The 16,724-nt window shown below is 38.0% G+C and carries 16 protein-coding genes and 1 tRNA gene; 14 read left to right on the forward strand and 3 right to left on the reverse strand.

The genetic code is table 11. From position 1 onward, the window contains the following. Nucleotides 1-5 precede the first annotated feature (5 nt). The 10 genes from JL001_RS03830 (at nucleotide 6) to JL001_RS03875 (ending at nucleotide 9,193) form a co-directional block, all read left to right on the forward strand. Nucleotides 6-1,265 (forward strand): DUF6161 domain-containing protein, encoded by a 1,260-nt coding sequence (locus JL001_RS03830; protein ID WP_200974846.1) that lies wholly within the window; start codon nucleotides 6-8, stop codon nucleotides 1,263-1,265. 97 nt (nucleotides 1,266-1,362) lie between these two features. Next, the gene (locus JL001_RS03835; protein WP_200974847.1) at nucleotides 1,363-2,034 is read left to right on the forward strand and encodes a DUF433 domain-containing protein; all 672 of its coding nucleotides are present in this window, start codon (nucleotides 1,363-1,365) and stop codon (nucleotides 2,032-2,034) included. After that, on the forward strand, nucleotides 2,031-2,450 hold the full coding sequence (locus JL001_RS03840; protein ID WP_200974848.1) for a hypothetical protein: 420 nt from the start codon (nucleotides 2,031-2,033) through the stop codon (nucleotides 2,448-2,450). Before JL001_RS03835 ends, JL001_RS03840 begins: the two co-directional genes overlap by 4 nt. A 16-nt stretch (nucleotides 2,451-2,466) precedes the next feature. Next, nucleotides 2,467-3,753: a restriction endonuclease subunit S gene (locus JL001_RS03845; RefSeq protein WP_200974849.1), complete on the forward strand. Its 1,287-nt coding sequence runs from the start codon at nucleotides 2,467-2,469 to the stop codon at nucleotides 3,751-3,753. A 12-nt stretch (nucleotides 3,754-3,765) separates the two neighbouring features. Continuing rightward, on the forward strand, nucleotides 3,766-4,104 hold the full coding sequence (locus JL001_RS03850) for a hypothetical protein (RefSeq protein WP_200974850.1): 339 nt from the start codon (nucleotides 3,766-3,768) through the stop codon (nucleotides 4,102-4,104). Continuing rightward, the gene (locus JL001_RS03855) at nucleotides 4,101-5,042 is read left to right on the forward strand and encodes a DUF4268 domain-containing protein (protein WP_200974851.1); all 942 of its coding nucleotides are present in this window, start codon (nucleotides 4,101-4,103) and stop codon (nucleotides 5,040-5,042) included. Before JL001_RS03850 ends, JL001_RS03855 begins: the two co-directional genes overlap by 4 nt. Continuing rightward, nucleotides 5,042-6,556 carry a class I SAM-dependent DNA methyltransferase gene (locus JL001_RS03860; protein ID WP_200974852.1) on the forward strand — a complete coding sequence of 505 codons (1,515 nt, stop codon included), beginning with the start codon at nucleotides 5,042-5,044 and terminating at the stop codon, nucleotides 6,554-6,556. The genes JL001_RS03855 and JL001_RS03860 overlap by 1 nt, the downstream gene beginning before the upstream one ends. Nucleotides 6,557-6,564: 8 nt before the next feature. Further along, entirely contained in the window at nucleotides 6,565-7,182 is a 618-nt protein-coding gene (locus JL001_RS03865; RefSeq protein ID WP_200974853.1) for a hypothetical protein, read from the forward strand. An 83-nt stretch (nucleotides 7,183-7,265) separates the two neighbouring features. After that, nucleotides 7,266-8,117 carry a DUF2971 domain-containing protein gene (locus JL001_RS03870; RefSeq protein ID WP_200974854.1) on the forward strand — a complete coding sequence of 284 codons (852 nt, stop codon included), beginning with the start codon at nucleotides 7,266-7,268 and terminating at the stop codon, nucleotides 8,115-8,117. Nucleotides 8,118-8,218: 101 nt separating this feature from the next. After that, nucleotides 8,219-9,193, forward strand: coding sequence for a HEPN domain-containing protein (locus tag JL001_RS03875; protein WP_200974855.1), 975 nt, complete (start codon nucleotides 8,219-8,221; stop codon nucleotides 9,191-9,193). A gap of 92 nt (nucleotides 9,194-9,285) precedes the next feature. On the opposite strand, the gene JL001_RS03880 is transcribed toward JL001_RS03875, so the two are convergent. Further along, a tRNA-Met gene (locus tag JL001_RS03880) sits at nucleotides 9,286-9,358 on the reverse strand. A gap of 138 nt (nucleotides 9,359-9,496) precedes the next feature. On the opposite strand from JL001_RS03880, the gene era reads away from it, so the two are divergent. From era to JL001_RS03900, 4 genes are all read left to right on the forward strand, one after another. Next, nucleotides 9,497-10,387: a GTPase Era gene (gene era, locus JL001_RS03885; RefSeq protein WP_200974856.1), complete on the forward strand. Its 891-nt coding sequence runs from the start codon at nucleotides 9,497-9,499 to the stop codon at nucleotides 10,385-10,387. Nucleotides 10,388-10,405: 18 nt separating this feature from the next. After that, a complete protein-coding gene (gene der / locus JL001_RS03890) occupies nucleotides 10,406-11,719 on the forward strand; it encodes a ribosome biogenesis GTPase Der (protein WP_200974857.1) in 1,314 nt (437 codons plus the stop codon). A 119-nt stretch (nucleotides 11,720-11,838) separates the two neighbouring features. After that, nucleotides 11,839-12,018, forward strand: a complete 180-nt coding sequence (locus JL001_RS03895; RefSeq protein ID WP_236252703.1) for a hypothetical protein — start codon at nucleotides 11,839-11,841, stop codon at nucleotides 12,016-12,018. A gap of 76 nt (nucleotides 12,019-12,094) precedes the next feature. Next, the gene (locus JL001_RS03900) at nucleotides 12,095-12,715 is read left to right on the forward strand and encodes a SprT-like domain-containing protein (protein WP_200974859.1); all 621 of its coding nucleotides are present in this window, start codon (nucleotides 12,095-12,097) and stop codon (nucleotides 12,713-12,715) included. A gap of 98 nt (nucleotides 12,716-12,813) precedes the next feature. Here JL001_RS03900 and JL001_RS03905 read toward each other — a convergent pair whose 3' ends face one another. Together JL001_RS03905 and JL001_RS23215 are read right to left on the reverse strand one after the other, a co-directional pair. Further along, a complete protein-coding gene (locus JL001_RS03905) occupies nucleotides 12,814-14,697 on the reverse strand; it encodes a glycine-rich domain-containing protein (RefSeq protein WP_200974860.1) in 1,884 nt (627 codons plus the stop codon). Between the two features lie 360 nt (nucleotides 14,698-15,057). Further along, the gene (locus JL001_RS23215; protein WP_200974861.1) at nucleotides 15,058-16,503 is read right to left on the reverse strand and encodes a glycine-rich domain-containing protein; all 1,446 of its coding nucleotides are present in this window, start codon (nucleotides 16,501-16,503) and stop codon (nucleotides 15,058-15,060) included. Nucleotides 16,504-16,724 lie beyond the last annotated feature (221 nt).

Below are 16,724 nucleotides of genomic sequence, written 5' to 3' on the forward strand. Positions count from 1 at the left end.
TTTATATGACAACTAAAGAATTTCGAGAATTAATATCAGAATCTAAAAACAAAGATCTTTTCTTTGAACAGGAAGCAAAATTATATTTCCCACAAACTGGCATAGATAGGGAATTTAAAAATATTCCAGCCTTTCATGAGTATCTGATGAATCAGATATCAGGCCTAAAGGGTTTAGGCGATAATATTCCTGATGAATTTCAACGTACCATAACACATTTTAAAAATCAGTCAGAACGAATAGAATATTTTGCTAAAAATAGTGGTAATCGTCCACCACATCAATTCAAAAGCAATTGGAATAATGTAAGAAATATTATCCCCAGTAATGAAAATATATTTGAATTTGATGCTCCCATAACTGATTTCTTGTTAGACATATTTGTAAATAAGAATCTATATTATACAGGTGCACTTCATTACATGGTTGGAAAGATAAGCGCTGGGGGAATTCAAGAAAGAAAATATTTGAATGGCCTGCTTCTTGGTTATGAATACTTTCAGAAAGGAGAAACCGAAATCTCCAAAAGAAGAACGAATGAGAAATCATCATTGACCAAGCTTAGAAAGACAATGGACTCCTATAAATCTGACGCAGAAAAGGAGTTTATTGAACTTTCTACCAAATTAAAAGAAGAGTTTGATGAAAGAAATCAGGAAATACTTGAACTGAAGGAAGGAAACAAAACTTCTTATGAAGAGTGGTTCAGTAAAACTTCCGACTCATTTGACACTTTTAATTCCGAATCCAAAAAACGTATTAACGATCTGGAGGAACTTTACAAGAGTAAGTTATCTCTCGAAGCCCCTGCTAAATACTGGAATGACCGTGCAACTAAACTTAAAACTGAAGGCTATAAGTGGTTGGCGGCACTAGTTGTAATCACCATTATAAGTGCAGGGATATTAACCTACTCACTTAATCTCTTAGCGGATGGAGTTTTAAAAGAAATTTTCAAGGACACTGCCAGTGCTATAAAATGGTCAGTAATTTTTATTACCATTGTATCCCTTTTGGCATTTTTGATAAAAACCTTTTCCAAAATGACCTTTAGTACCTTTCATATGGCCCGTGATGCGGAGGAAAGAGAACAGTTAACCTATGTCTATCTGGCCATGAAAGAAAAACAGTCCATTGATGAAACGGAAAGACACTTGATTATGCAATCGCTTTTTAGCAGGGTGGACACAGGATTACTTAAAGATGATGCATCCCCAACCATGCCAGGGAATATTGTTGATAAATTTATTTCTGGAGCGAGATAAATAAAAGCTGAGCGAGTATGGAACTAAACAAAACAAAATAGTAATTTACATATAGAGAACAAGCATCTGGTTTGTATTTTTAGGGATTAGAAATAACATGGAATTCGAAAATAAACTTAAAATAGGAATAGGAATCTACACAGTTTCCAAGATAGCTACCATACTTCGACAACCATATGCGAAAGTAAATCGATGGGTAAAAGAGTATTGGGATGGGAAACTTGGGGCCCAATTTCAAAGCAGGTACTCCTGGGAAGTGGACAAATCCAAAGCCGTAAGCTTCCATACCTTGATAGAATTCTATGTAATGGTTCAGTTTGCTGAGGCAGGTGTCCAAACAAAAAAAGTTTTGCAAGCACATTTGGAGCTTTCCAAACTATTTAACACCGCTTTCCCATTTGCCCAGAAAAAAGTTATTGATGGCATTCGAACTGATGGATGCAGGGTGTATGTTCAGCACGAAGGGGGGACCGTTTCTCTGGATGGCACCAAGCAGCTGAATCTTGATTTTATAGCGCTGTTTTTTAAAAAACTAGAGTTTGATGCAGATCAACTAGCATCTGGCTTTTGGCCCATGGGTAAAGAAAAATCGATATTTATCGACCCCAAGCGTAAATTTGGACATCCTGTCATCGATGGACATAATATCTATCCAGAAACAATTTTTTCTCACTTCCAAGCAGGGGATCCAGTGGAGTATATCGCTTATGTCTATGACCTGACAGAAAAACAAGTCAAGGATGCCCTCGAATTTTGTAAAGCGGCATGACCATCATTTACCTAGACGAAAATATGCCACGCCATTTGGCCGAAGGATTCCATACTTTACAGGCCCCTGAAGGACTTAAAACAGGTAATAAAATAGAAGTAAAATATATCCCCAAAGAATTTGGCCTAGGCGTGAAGGATGTGGATTGGATACCAAAAATTGGTAGGCAAAAAGCCTGTGTAATAACCCAAGATATCAATATTAATCGAAAAAGTCATGAATTAAAATTGTATCAAGAACATAGAGTCGGTATGTTTTTCCTTAGAGGACCAAGTAAAAAGAAGGGCTTAAGTATCTGGGAAATGGTCCAAGCCTTAGCCAAGCAATGGCCTGAAATATCTAAAATAGCCATTCAGGAACCTAAGCCATTTGCCTATCAAATTACATTAAAGGGCAAGTTAAAGAGATTACCCTAAATTTAAGATCACGATATTGCTGAAATTAATAATGAGAGACAGTTGGATCAATGTTGACCTAGGACATATTCTTGTTCAATCAAAAGAAAAACATAAGCCCCAAAAAGAAGAAGAGCATTTTTATATTGGTTTAGAGCACATTGAAAAAGGAATAGGTGAATTATGTGGTCTAAATCGCTTTGAGAAAATCAAAACTGTTAAGAACAAATTTAGCAAAGGACAAATATTATATGGGAAACTTCGACCGTATTTAAACAAAGTCTATCTAGCGAAGGAGTCTGGGGTTTGCTCTACAGATATTTTAGTGTTTCAGCCGAAAAAAGAAGTCCTCCCTAAGTTTGCTTTACAATATATGTTAAGCAGACAATTTGTAAATGATATGTCAGCAAACACTAATGGTGTTAATCTCCCAAGAGTCCCTACATCCTTCATTAATAACTACCTATTCCCCCTCCCTCCTCTTCCCGAGCAGCGGGCGATAGTGGCCAAGATCGAGCAGCTATTTAGCGAGCTGGACAATGGTATCGCCAACCTAAAAACCGCCAAGGAAAAACTTAAGATCTACCGCCAAGCTGTACTGAAGAAGGCTTTTGAGGGGGAACTGACAAATTCTATTAATAGAATGAAAATAATTCCTTTTGGTGAAGAAATTAAGATTGTAAGCGGTAATACTCCTAAAGGATTAAATGACATTTCATCGTCCGGAAATATTCCTTTTTATAAAGTTAGTGATATGAATCTACCAGGGAATCAAATTGAAATGAAATGCTCTAAATTAGTCCTAAATGATAATGATATCAAAAAACTTAAAATAAAGATTCATCCAAAAGGAACAGTGATATTTCCAAAAAGGGGTGGTGCAATTTTAACAAACAAAAAAAGGATTCTGTCAAAAGATGCTGCATTTGATCTTAATTTAATGGGCGTGATTCCAAATGAAAATTACATTAGCAAATACCTATTCTACTTTTTTCAGTTACAGGATTTGGGCAAAATATGTGATGGATCTGCTGTTCCTCAAATAAATAACAAAAACATCTCTCCACTAAATCTTCCTAAGTACTCATTAAAGGAGCAAAATCAAATCGTTGAGGAAATCGAAACCCGACTTTCTGTTTGCGACAATGTATTATCCACTATTGAAGCCAATCTGGAAAAATCAGAATCACTTCGACAGAGCATTTTAAAAAGGGCTTTTGAGGGGGAACTTCTTGATGAAAAGGAACTGGAAGCTTGTAGGAAAGAAGCTGATTGGGAACCTGCTGAGAAACTTTTGGAGAGGATAAATAAAGAGAAAACATAAAAAAGGAAGAATATGAGTTTTTGGCAAACATTATTCATAGCTGCAATTCCAGCAATATTAACTGGACTTATCGCCTACTTTGGAAATCGATTAGATTATCTAAGGTTTCGTTCTGAAACTATGGCTGAAAGAACGGTCAGGTATTATTTAAGCCATAAAGGTTATACTGACAGAAAATTCACGACAATTAAAAAATCGATTGGAAGATATAAGGATGATGAACTAAGAAGAATTTTAGTAAGGGCGGGTGCTGAAAGGAGTTATAGAGGAGAGGAGACTGAGGAAAACGAATATTGGAACTTACTCTCTAGAAAGATGGAAAAAATCCAAAAAAAGAAAAGTAAGACATGAATATCGGTAAACTTGAAAAGGTAGATCCCCGACAGCTTTGGTTGGGAGAGGCTTCTGACTTTACACCTTGGCTGGCAAGAGAAAGTAATATCGAATACCTAAGTGAGGTAATTGGTTTGGAGCTGGAAATAATCAGTGAAGAAAAAAGTGTAGGCCCCTTCCGAGCGGACATTCTTTGTAAAAGCTTAGTGGACGACTCCTATGTCCTAATCGAAAATCAACTGGAAAAGACTGACCATACCCATCTGGGCCAGTTAATTACCTATGCTGCTGGACTGGATGCTGTCAAAATTATTTGGATCTCCATTAAATTTACGGAAGAGCATAGGGCTGCATTGGATTGGCTCAACAGGCATACGGACGAAAAACTACAGTTTTTTGGAATAGAATTAGAGGTTTACCGTATCGGAGAGTCCTCCCCAGCCCCATTATTTCAGATGATATCTAAGCCAAACGATTGGTCAAAAGCCGTCACTAGGGCACAAAAAACAGCAGAATTAACCGATACAAAGCTATTAAATTTAGAGTTTTGGACTGCCATGAGGGCTCATTTTGAGCAGTCCGGTTCGAAACTTAAATGTCAAAAACCTCAGCCACAGCATTGGACTAACTTTGCAATAGGCAGGAGTGATTTTAATTTGGCAGCTGTTGCTAGTTTTAGAGATAATTTTGTGAGAGTAGAATTTAACCTACTGGGGCCCAAAGCAAAAGATAGATTTGATCTTTTGAAATCTACATATGAGGACAATTCAAGAGAATTTATAGGACAAAATATAGAGTGGCAAAGACTGGATGAAAAAATTGTTTCTATTGTTTCTCTGACCACTCACATACAGATTTCCGATAAAGAAAACTGGCAAAATCCATTTGATTGGCTCTTATTAACTTTAGTGAAGTTTGACACCTTCTTTAGGACAAAAATTAAACAATTACCCTAATGACAGAATCAGGATTAATATCAAAGGTTTGGAATTTTGCCAACGTCTTACGTGATGATGGAGTAGGATATGGAGATTATTTGGAGCAGATCACCTATTTGCTTTTTTTGAAGATGGCAGACGAGATGTCCAAACCTCCTTATTCTAAAGAAATCAACTTCCCAAAAGTAAAGGACACCGAAGGTAAGGAAATCGAAGATGGACAATATTGCAACTGGGAAACCCTCAGCAAAAAACGTGGAGCAGAACTGGAAGCTTTCTATACCCAAATGCTACGTTCACTAGGAACGGAAAATGGCATCTTAGGACAGATCTTTACCAAATCCCAGAATAAAATCCAAGACCCTGCTAAATTGCTTAAAGTAATCGATATGATTGGCAAGGAGCAATGGACCATGGTAGGAGCAGATGTAAAGGGTAATATTTACGAAGGGCTATTGGAAAAAAATGCTGCCGATACCAAAAGTGGCGCAGGGCAATACTTTACCCCTAGAGACCTGATCAAGACGATGGTCACTTGTTTGAACCCCCAACCAATGAAATCCATTCATGACCCTTCATGTGGTACAGGTGGTTTTTTCTTGGCAGCCTATGATCATATTGTATCCCATAATAATCTGAACAGAGAACAAAAGACTTTTCTTAAAAACCGTACCTTCTCTGGCAACGAAATCGTGGCGGGTACGAGGAGATTATGTCTCATGAACATGTTCCTCCACAATATCGGAGAAATCGACGGAGAGACCTTTATTTCGCCTAATGACGCTTTGATAGCAGACGAGGGTATTCGTGTGGATTACGTGCTTGCAAACCCGCCTTTCGGTAAGAAAAGCAGTATGACCATCACCAATGAGGAAGGTGAACAGGAAAAGCAAGACCTTAGTTATAACCGCCAGGACTTCTGGGCCACTACTTCAAACAAGCAGTTGAACTTCCTACAGCATATCCGAAGCTTGCTGAAGATTACCGGGGAAGCAGCAGTTGTTTTACCGGATAATGTACTCTTTGAAGGTGGAGCTGGTGAAACCGTTCGAAAAGAATTACTCAAGACCACTGAACTGCATACTATACTTCGTCTGCCCACAGGGATTTTCTATGCCCACGGGGTAAAGGCCAATGTACTGTTCTTTGACAATAAGCCGGCATCAAGGGAAGCTTGGACCAAAGACGTGTGGATCTACGACTACCGTACGAACGTACACCATACTCTGAAAAAGAACCCGATGAAATACGAGGACCTTTCAGAGTTTATGGAACTGTACAATCCCTCCAACAGGGAATCCAGAAAAGAAACCTGGTCCCAATCCAATCCAGAAGGAAGATGGAAAAAATTTAACTACGAAGAGATCATATCCCGGGACAAAACAAACCTGGACATATTTTGGCTAAAAGATAAAAGCCTGGCTGATTTAGATAACTTGCCGGATCCCGATGAATTGGCAGAAGAGATCATTGAGGACCTTGAGGCTGGGCTGGAAAGTTTTAGGGAGATTATTGGGGTGTTACATAAATAAAAGATATAATGTCCGTCAAATTTAATTTCAAAAGAGAGTTCGGTTGGAGCGATATTATTGCTTTGTTGGCTTTCATTCTAGCCATTATTGTGGCAGTTCATGATTTTTTCCCGGATAAGCCTGAACTAATAAAAAGAAATGAAACATTATCTTCAGGGGTATTTGAGGACTCAGATGGTAAAGTTAAAGCTTTTGGATTTAGCAAAGCAATAATTACCAATGATGGGAATAAACCTGTCACATACCTAGGCATAAAAAAACATGAGAGATTTGGTTTAATTATGACTAAGGATATTGATGATACTATTACAGAAAATAACACCAATATAAACTTTCTAATTAGTGATCTACCTGAAGATTTTACTTTAGAGGACATAAACAAATCCCCTTATATTTTAAAAAGTATCCAAAATAAAGGCTTGGAACATTTGTTCTTTCAAAACATCAAAATTAATCCTGGAGAGTCAAAAATAATCACACTGATTGTTGTTTTTGATATATTCAATGAAATTAAACCAATTCAAGGTATTTTTTTCAGCCCAGTTTTAGAGTTTTCAGATGGTAGTAAGTTGGACATGTTTGGATATTTAGATTTCTCTGATTTTAGTAAATTATTCAAAAAATAGTTTTCCTAAAAAATTATAACGCATGGTTATAAAAAGAAGCTTAGTGTCAAATCAAGCTAATCATCTCCAAATTTATGCATATCATGAAAGTTTTTCACTACACATCTGGACAAGGCCTATTCGGGATAGCCAATTCAAATGAACTTCACTGTTCCAACATAAAATTCATGAATGATTCCTCTGAAGAATTATATGCAGAGCAAGTATTACATGAATTCTTAAGTGATTCAGAAAGAGGACAAAAACTATATGAAAAATTTTACAATCAGACCTATCATGATGTGATTTTATATCCTGGGGACAAATTTGTTACATCTTTTTGTAAGGAAAGCGATTCACTTTCAATGTGGAATTATTATGCTAGTGGCAATGGATATAATCTTGAGTTCGACCTCCAAGAAATAATAAATTTTAATAAGAAATATGGAATCAGTATTAAGTTAGTCGAAATGGTTTATAATAAAAATGACCAATCGGATCTATTTAATAGTTTGCTAGAAAAGTCTGAGAAAAAAGCTAGTGAGTATGATAACTTAGAAGAGTTAAAAAATAGTGCCAAAGATGCTAACAGGTACCGTGAAATTGCACACGCCCAGGATGCTATTTCTGAATCATTTAACAATGAACTTTCAGAAATACTTTTATCCTTTAAACATCCAGCCTACGAAAGAGAACAGGAAGTAAGGTTAATAGTTTCAGTATTACCTTGGTTTTTGGATGACTTAAATAATACCAATTTCAAAGTATCAACCAGTGGTGTATTTGTTGAATACTTGACATTAAAGCTTGATATATCTAACATGCTTAAATCTGTTACTGTACACCCTTTAAACGGTGAATTCCACAAATCTGGAGCAAATAAATTTCTATTAACAAAAAGAGAAGGAAAACCAGTAGATGTAAAAGTATCATGTATCCCATTTAGAGAAGTTTAAATCTGATTTACAAATTCACTTCTTCTTACAAGATGAACAGAAAGCATAAACTCCTGGCTTTCTAATTTTCAACCGTTATTAACACAAGTAATTCTCCTTCAATGATGGAAAAAGAAGAAAATATCGATATCGAAGAAATAACAATTGTCATTTTTGCGAACAGCAAGGCAAAACTAAATCTTCTAGACTTTTCTCAACTGAATTTAAGATTTGTAAGTTTAAACTCAACTGATCTAAAAGTATTTCTCTCTAAAACACAGCACGATAAAGATCATTTTGAAGATAGAAACCAAAAGATTTTTGATGAGTACAAAGAGAAAAATTTGGATATAGAACTTTTCGCCTTACTACCTATTGATTTAAGTAGAAAAGTAGATGAATCAAGTAAACATTTAATTTACGAGCTACTTTTAGTTATGTACCCTTCTCACCTTAGGTATTATGCAGAATTATATTTCCAATTAATTGACAAGAATTATCTTTGGTGGGCTGGTTCCACTGAATGGCCCATAACTCCCTCTCAGGATTTGAAACCACTTTATTTCCATGATAGCCAAAAAGAACATATTAATGACTTCATTAATATTTACATAAGGCGGAAGGAAAAATTAAAGTACCTTGAAACAATTATTTCAAGTTATTTACACAGCTTTACAGAATACCAATACAGTCATTTTTCTTTTATTAGTTTGTGTATCTCACTTGAAGCGACAACCGATGGAAGAAATGAACTAACCTATAGAATTAGAAGAAATTGTGCAATAATATGTGGAAACAGTATTGATTCCTCAAAAAACATATTTAATGCTGTTGATAAAATATATAAACTAAGATCTTCTATAGTTCATGGCTCTAAATATGATCATGAAAAAGTAGAAAAATTCATGCCTTATTTGAGGAAACTAGTATCGAGATTAATAATAGAGTTAATCTCAATAAATCTAAAGGACAAGCATATTTTGAATGGACAAATCACGCAAATTGGATTTGGAAACAAAGAAAATTTGTCAGACTCCTACGAATTTTATGAGCCAGACATTCATGCTTTACCAGCTATTAATAACCCACTTGAATAAAAATTTACAAAGAATATTTACATAAAACCGTCCCCCAAACTGTCCCCCAAAACAAAAAAACCCCGAATACTTAACGTATAAGGGGTTTGTAGTAGCGGGAACTGGACTCGAACCAGTGACCTTCGGGTTATGAGCCCGACGAGCTACCAACTGCTCCATCCCGCGATATATCTTTATATTATTTATATCTTTTATCTAAATTAAAGGTGAAGTTAGCGTTTCTGACTCCCTGTTTCCTTTATTGTGATACAAAGGTACGTAGATATTATGAAAAATCAAGTACCTTTGTAAAAAATTATTCATATGACCGAAAAAACACACAAGGCTGGTTTCGTTAATATCATCGGAAAACCCAATGTCGGCAAGTCTACATTAATGAATGCCCTTGTAGGTGAGCGACTTTCAATTATTTCATCCAAAGCGCAAACAACAAGGCATCGGATTTTGGGATTGATGAACGATGAGAATTATCAAATCGTTTTTTCGGATACCCCTGGCATGCTCAAACCAAAATACGAGCTGCACAAGAGTATGATGAGCTTTGTAAACCTTTCTTTGGAGGATGCCGATGTCATTGTTTTTGTGACAGACTTATTCGAAACAGAAGATGAGATCCAAGAAGTTATTGAAAAAATGAATGCTTCAGGAGTACCAATCTTACTAGTGATAAATAAGATTGACCTCTCCAAAGACAATAAACTGGAAGAGACCACCCAATATTGGACAGAAAGAATCAAAGCGGATACTGTCATCCCTATTTCTGCCACCGAAAATTTTAATATCGAAAGGATATTACAGGAAATCCTTGACCGACTTCCAGTTCATCCCCCATATTATGACAAAGAGGAACTAACTGACAGACCTGAGCGTTTCTTCGCTTCCGAAATCATCCGGGAAAAGATTTTCACCAATTACAAGAAGGAAATCCCCTATAGTACCGAGGTGGCTATCGACCAATTTATCGAAGAAGATAAAATCATCAGAATTAGGGCATTGATTTTCGTCGAACGATCTAGTCAGAAAGGCATTATTATTGGCGAAAAGGGAAAAGCACTTAAAAAAGTAGGTACAGAAGCAAGAGAAGCGCTCGAATCCTTCTTCAATAAAAAAGTTTTCCTAGAAACCCACGTCAAGGTGGAAGATGACTGGAGAAAGAATAAAAATAAATTACGAAAATTTGGTTACGACCAATAAATATAAAGCACAAAGAGAATGTCTAACATCGTAGCAATTGTAGGAAGACCCAATGTAGGTAAATCCACCTTTTTCAACCGACTGGTAGAGGAAAGAAAGGCCATTGAAGATAATGTCAGTGGAGTAACCAGAGACCGCCATTATGGCCATGCCCAATGGGGAGGAAAATTCTTCTCAGTCATTGATACTGGTGGGTATGTTACGGGTTCTGAAGATGTATTCGAAGCAGAAATCCGAAAACAAGTTAACCTGGCTTTGGAAGAAGCATCTGTTATACTCTTTGTGGTGGACTGTGTAGATGGCCTTACCGATCTGGACAAGGAGTTTGCTAATGAACTTCGCAGTTCCAAAAAGCCGATCTACATTGTAGCCAACAAAGCTGATACCCAAGAAAGGGCTTTTATGGCCAATGAGTTCTATGAACTGGGCATTGGACATGATCAAGTATTTCCTATTGCAGCTGTAAGTGGAAGCGGAACAGGCGATCTCTTGGATGTATTGATCGAAAACTTTGACGATGAAGGAATCGAAGACCCTGATGCCGGAATCCCTAAAATCGCCATTCTTGGAAGGCCCAATGTAGGGAAATCCTCCTTCCTCAATGCCTTGCTAGGAACCGAAAGAACCATCGTGACCGATGAAGCAGGTACTACCAGAGACACCATCAACTCACACTACACACTTTTCGGAAAAAACTTTATCATCTCTGATACGGCAGGAATCCGTAAAAAATCAAGGGTAAAGGAAGATATAGAGTTTTATTCTGTCATGCGCTCTTTGCGCACATTGGAGGACTCTGATGTAATCGTTGTTATGGTCGATGCCACAAGAGGTTTAGAAGCTCAAGACGTCAACCTAATTTCATTGGCCATCAAAAATAATAAGGGTCTAATGATCATGGTCAATAAATGGGACCTTATCGAAAAAGACCATAAGACCATGGACAAGTTTAAGGAAAATATGATGGAGAAATTGGGTGAAAACAAATGGATCCCGATCATATTTACTTCGATGCTTACCAAGCAGCGGATTTTCCAAGCCATCGAGTTGGCGGTCCAAGTATACGAAAACAAAACCAAGAAGATTTCCACTTCAAAGTTAAACGATCAAATCCTACCGGAGATCGAAAGGTATCCGCCACCAGCATGGAAAGGAAAGTACATCAAGATCAAATATATTACACAATTGCCAACCAAAAATCCGGTGTTTGCTTTCTTCTGCAATCTGCCCCAATACCTGAAAGCTCCTTACACCAGATATCTAGAAAACAGGATAAGAGAACACTTTGATTTTCAAGGAGTTCCGATCAAAATTACTTATAAGAAAAAGTAAAAAATATTTTTGATCAAAGTGCTTGAATATTTGATAAGCGGTATTACATTTGCGTGCTTATTTTAAGAATCAAACACATGAAAAAAGTATTTGTTTTGTTCGCCCTAGCTGGTCTGGTAATGACCACATCTTGCGGCAAAAAAGAAGTTGAACAAACTGAAGAAATCATCGAGAACCAAGTTGAAGAGACTGAGGAGATCATCGATGATTCAGTGGAAGAACTTGATGAAACAGTTGAAGACACTGTAGACTCAGTGGAAGTAACTGTGGAGGAGGTAACCGTAGAAGTTAACGGTTAATCCATTTACATTTGATTGAAATTTTATGGGGAGCACTGAGTAATCGGTGCTCTTTTTTTATTTTATTAGTGCTGGAATGGAAAAGAATGTCAAATTGGAAATATTGCAAATCTTCAAGCAGCAGGTTCCTGAAAATGCAGTTCAATACTGTTGGGACTTGTGGCATGAAGATCCTTTTCATTTCAAAATCAGCCATTCCCGAAAAACCAAGCTAGGTGACTTCAGGTACAGGACTGACCAAGAAATCCAAAAGATCACCATAAACCACGACCTGAGCATCTATCAATTTCTTATTACCTATATCCATGAGGTGGCCCACCATCGAACTTTTAAAAAATATGGGCTGAAAGTCAAGCCACATGGAATAGAATGGAAAAAAACTTTCCAGCAATTGTTCGCTCCTCTTTTGTCAGACCTAGTATTCCCAAAGGACATCTTGCTTCCGCTAAAAAGGCACATGCAAAACCCTAAAGCTTCCTCAGGGGCAGACTTTTGGTTGAGCAAGGAACTACGGAAATATGATTCCTTTCAACACAAAGCCATCTATCTTGATGAAATCAAGATTGGAAGTCAATTTGAAATAAAAGGTCGACAGTTTAAAAAAGTACAACCCAGGAGAACAAGGGTATTGTGCGAGGAAATCCCCAGTGGAAGGCGCTACCTAATCTCTGGTCATGCTGAGGTTAAGCCCATCTAAGATTCAACATAATCAACCTTTACCCCTCACATACTGTGAAACATTTGATACCTAAAATTAACCTACAATTGACCGTGTGGATTTATAAAGGCCCCCACTTATAACAACAGCTTAATCCTTTCGACTTTATTTTGCCATTTAACCTCCAGGATAACAAGTCCAGAACCAAAACCACTTAAAAGCTGATTTACCTTGACATTTAACTCATCTAACGAGGTTGCAGTAAGCACATTGGTTTGCCTCAAAGAATTATAAGCAGTCAGCTCAATTGGTTCGCCTTCGAACTTACCAGAGTTCACCAAAGAAAGTTTCACAGGATTGCCTTTTGCTGGATTTGGATAAGCACGCCAAGTATTTTTGGAATTTATGGTCACAGGAACTTCCACAGAAACAGTCTTACTGAAACTACTTTCACCATTTGCACCAACTTGTTTGACCCTATAATATAATCTTTCACCAGAAATAGAGAGCTGGTCATCAACAAAAGCATGCGAGCCATTAATATCTGGCAAAACAGAACCCACTAATTCAAAAGAATCAACCCCTCCGATAGATCGGTAAACCTCATAGTGAGCAATATTTTCAATACTTAAAACCTTCCAATTAACTTTCACTTGACGTTCACTTGGAATATAACTCGCTTGAACATCTTCCCAAGAAACAGGTAGTACCATGGCTGACAAACGAATCATTACCAATCCCTTGCCTCCATCTCCTCCTCCACTGGTCCCTGCACCTCCTCCAGATCCAGTATATACCTCACCATCTCCTCCAACCCCACTAATATTACCATTTCCTCCAATTTCAGAGCCACCCACAGAGAACAGTAAGTCACCATTATTTTTTCTCCCTGTAGCCCCGCCTCCTGCAGCAAAAACTGAAGGAAGTCCAATCCCTGAAAACCCACTAGTTATGGCCACTTCCGTTCCTTCACCTCCAGTCCCAGGGTTGTGCCCACTTGCCCCTCCTCCAGAGCCACCTGCACCGCCTCCACCACCGCCTGCACGATTACCACTTCCTCCACTTCTATGACCATCACCTCCACCATTTACACCATTTACACCATTCCCTCCACCAAAGTGCTGTCCACTGGACGCTCCCCCTCCTCCTCCACTACCACCGTTTTGTCCAGCACCTACTGAAGCGCTGGAAGAAGCAGAACCACCACCTCCTCCTCCTTCAGCTACCAAGCCATTAAAGCTTGAGTCATTCCCTTTTCCACCTGCTTCCGCATCACTATTTGCACCTAGTCCTCCATCACCTACTACTACTTGATAGCTATTACCAGGCACTAATGTCATAGCCAAATTATAAATCATTCGTCCAGCACCTCCTCCTCCAGCACTTTCTCCGTAGCCTGCTCCGCCTCCACCGGCAACGATAAGGACGGCTGCATCTTCAAAATCATCTGGCATAGTGAATTCTCCATCACAATAAAAAACGTATAAAATTGATTCCCCGTCTTCAGAATAAAAAATATCTGAGCATTCATCATTACTGGATGAGGTCTCGCAATTTACGTTGATAGTTTGATATGAAATACCCCTACCTTGAATAACTAAATCAATACTATTGCATCCTAAATTTTCAAGTGTTGGGGCAACACTGCAATTACTCCACGCATTCCCTCCAGAAATAACTGTTCCACTTCCTCCACCAAGAGGTAAGGGAAAATAATGATCATTACAACCTGCATACCCTTGTAATGTGTACAAAACTGGATTGGAACCTGAAAAAGAAATGTTATAGTTAATTTTAAAATCATAATTGTACCCTCCCCCTGTAGAACACTGATCATTATTGATAATTACTTCGACCATTTCTAATTCAACAGTTACAGTATAAGTGTCCCCTTCAACAATCACAGTATTGCACTGGGAATATGCTTTACCTACTAACAAATAGAAAACAGCAATCAATGTAATAAGTACCCTGTAAGGATTATTCTTTCCAGAATAATAATCACGAAATAAACCTGTCATAAGCCTTGAACTTAATGTAACTAAGCAACTAGGTGAATCCGCTTAGCTTAGGGTGATCATTCTTTTCGAAACATGACACAGACTTGGATTACATATTCGTTAAATTAAACCACAAAACCATGTCATTCAACGACAAATATAACGAAACTCATTTCATAAAAAATAGTTTCTCTCTTATTTTAATCAAATTTTAAATCTTATATTTTGTCTATTATATACATTTTTAAGCATTTCATTAATAGAAAAATTACAGTTTATTGCATAATTATCTCCATAAAATTTTGATTCGTTATTATTTAAAGCAATTTACTTTTTTAGGTGAAAAAATAATTTTCTAAAAAAATCTATCATCACATTCCCTTAATTCAATATCACTTTTAGATATTCTACTTTTCCTTCCCATTCGATTTCTGTAAGCACTAAACCACTTTGGTACGCTAAAAGTATTTCGGCTAATTTGTCATTTAACTCCCAAACTCCCCCAGCCGTAAATTGCTCAGACATATTCAAGCTGTTAATAATTCTAATGTTGATCTCACCTCCGGTATAGACATCTCCATCCAAGAGACCAATTCGAATATCTTTGGCCATACCTGGATTGGGATAAACTTTCCATGCCCCCTTCTGCTCTGGTAAATCAGGAATATTCAAAGCGACCGTTTGACTACAAGAAAAACTACCATCCAGGCCTACCTCCTTCACTCTATAATACAGCCTTTGGCCAAAAAGAGGAAGCTTATGATCCTCAACCTTATACTCAGATGGTTTATCTGACCATCCCACCGCAGGTACTTCATATAATTTCACGAAACTGGACACACCATTCTCAGAACGTTCCACTTCAAAATGACTACTCTCCCATTCCTTTGAAGTACTCCAGTGTAATGTAGCTTTCCTATCAGTGTTAGAATACGTAACCTTGAATTCATCCCACTGAACAGGTAAAACGGACAAAGTAAATGATAAGCGAACATAACCATCAGCGCCATCTCCAGCCCTAGCTGCATAGCCAGCCCCACCACCTGATCCAGTATTGGCGGCACCGGAAGAGGCTTCTATAAATATAAATGGACTTGCATTGCCTCCTAAACCTGTAGAACCACCATTACCAGGAACCAAGCCCATACCTCCTCCTCCAGCACCAAAAAGACCTCCGGATAATGGAGGACTATACCCACCTCCTCCATTCCCTCCAATTGCAGTTGGAATAAAATCTAGTAAATAATAGAATATACCATTCACGCCCTCCCCATGAGCACCACCTCCACCTCCTCCAGCGTCATAATCGTTATCTTCACCGCTTCCACCAGAAAAACCTGCCCCACTTTCCCCTCCTGACCCTGCCAAACCTCCTTCGCCTCCCTTACCTCCTGCTGCCGAAATAAAACCAAAGCTTGAACTTCCGCCATTTCCACCATCGGCATTTCCAGAAGATCCACCAACTCCGCCAGCACCCACTTTGACGGCAAAAGTAATTCCGGGATTTAACACCGCACTACTTTCTATAACTTGACCTCCGCCACCACCGCCAGCACTTGGACTAAGAATATCTCCTCTACCTCCTCCTCCTCCGGCCCCTACCACCAAAATCACTGCATCCACGTGGCCATCATAGCATGGTAAACTTGGCATGGTAAAACTCCAATCACCTGGACAAGTAAACTCCACCGTATAGGTATAACTTCCAGTCACCTCATCAGCATCTGGAACTGGAGGAAGTGGAGGATTCACGCACTGGCCCCAGCAAACGCTGATAAGCATTTTATAGAAAACAACCGCATATACCGGCAGTTTAATTGCTCTCAATGACAAAAACCTCAACAATATAATCCTTGAATAAAATGTACTTAAAATGTGTGTGGAAGGAGGGAAATTTACGCTAAACGACGGACAAGCTTCAAATATGATTTTTACTCTGAACGAGCTGTAGGCCGTTCTTATAAAATAACTCAATAAGCATTGTCAGTCGGCACTTTCTTAATTTTATCTCAATCATTTTCCAATTTGATTTACAAGTGAATAATGAA

Source organism: Echinicola sp. 20G, assembly GCF_015533855.1.
In the GTDB taxonomy this organism is placed as follows: Bacteria; Bacteroidota; Bacteroidia; order Cytophagales; family Cyclobacteriaceae; genus Echinicola.

What these genes read in the sequence shown, in the direction of transcription:
- JL001_RS03830 (WP_200974846.1), top strand. Translation starts at nt 6, where the DNA reads ATGACAACTAAAGAATTTCGAGAATTAATATCAGAATCTAAAAACAAA.
- JL001_RS03835 (WP_200974847.1), top strand. Translation starts at nt 1,363, where the DNA reads ATGGAATTCGAAAATAAACTTAAAATAGGAATAGGAATCTACACAGTT.
- JL001_RS03840 (WP_200974848.1), top strand. Translation starts at nt 2,031, where the DNA reads ATGACCATCATTTACCTAGACGAAAATATGCCACGCCATTTGGCCGAA.
- JL001_RS03850 (WP_200974850.1), top strand. Translation starts at nt 3,766, where the DNA reads ATGAGTTTTTGGCAAACATTATTCATAGCTGCAATTCCAGCAATATTA.
- JL001_RS03855 (WP_200974851.1), top strand. Translation starts at nt 4,101, where the DNA reads ATGAATATCGGTAAACTTGAAAAGGTAGATCCCCGACAGCTTTGGTTG.
- JL001_RS03860 (WP_200974852.1), top strand. Translation starts at nt 5,042, where the DNA reads ATGACAGAATCAGGATTAATATCAAAGGTTTGGAATTTTGCCAACGTC.
- JL001_RS03865 (WP_200974853.1), top strand. Translation starts at nt 6,565, where the DNA reads ATGTCCGTCAAATTTAATTTCAAAAGAGAGTTCGGTTGGAGCGATATT.
- JL001_RS03870 (WP_200974854.1), top strand. Translation starts at nt 7,266, where the DNA reads ATGAAAGTTTTTCACTACACATCTGGACAAGGCCTATTCGGGATAGCC.
- JL001_RS03875 (WP_200974855.1), top strand. Translation starts at nt 8,219, where the DNA reads ATGATGGAAAAAGAAGAAAATATCGATATCGAAGAAATAACAATTGTC.
- era (WP_200974856.1), top strand. Translation starts at nt 9,497, where the DNA reads ATGACCGAAAAAACACACAAGGCTGGTTTCGTTAATATCATCGGAAAA.
- der (WP_200974857.1), top strand. Translation starts at nt 10,406, where the DNA reads ATGTCTAACATCGTAGCAATTGTAGGAAGACCCAATGTAGGTAAATCC.
- JL001_RS03895 (WP_236252703.1), top strand. Translation starts at nt 11,839, where the DNA reads ATGACCACATCTTGCGGCAAAAAAGAAGTTGAACAAACTGAAGAAATC.
- JL001_RS03900 (WP_200974859.1), top strand. Translation starts at nt 12,095, where the DNA reads ATGGAAAAGAATGTCAAATTGGAAATATTGCAAATCTTCAAGCAGCAG.
- JL001_RS03905 (WP_200974860.1), bottom strand. Translation starts at nt 14,697, where the DNA reads ATGACAGGTTTATTTCGTGATTATTATTCTGGAAAGAATAATCCTTAC.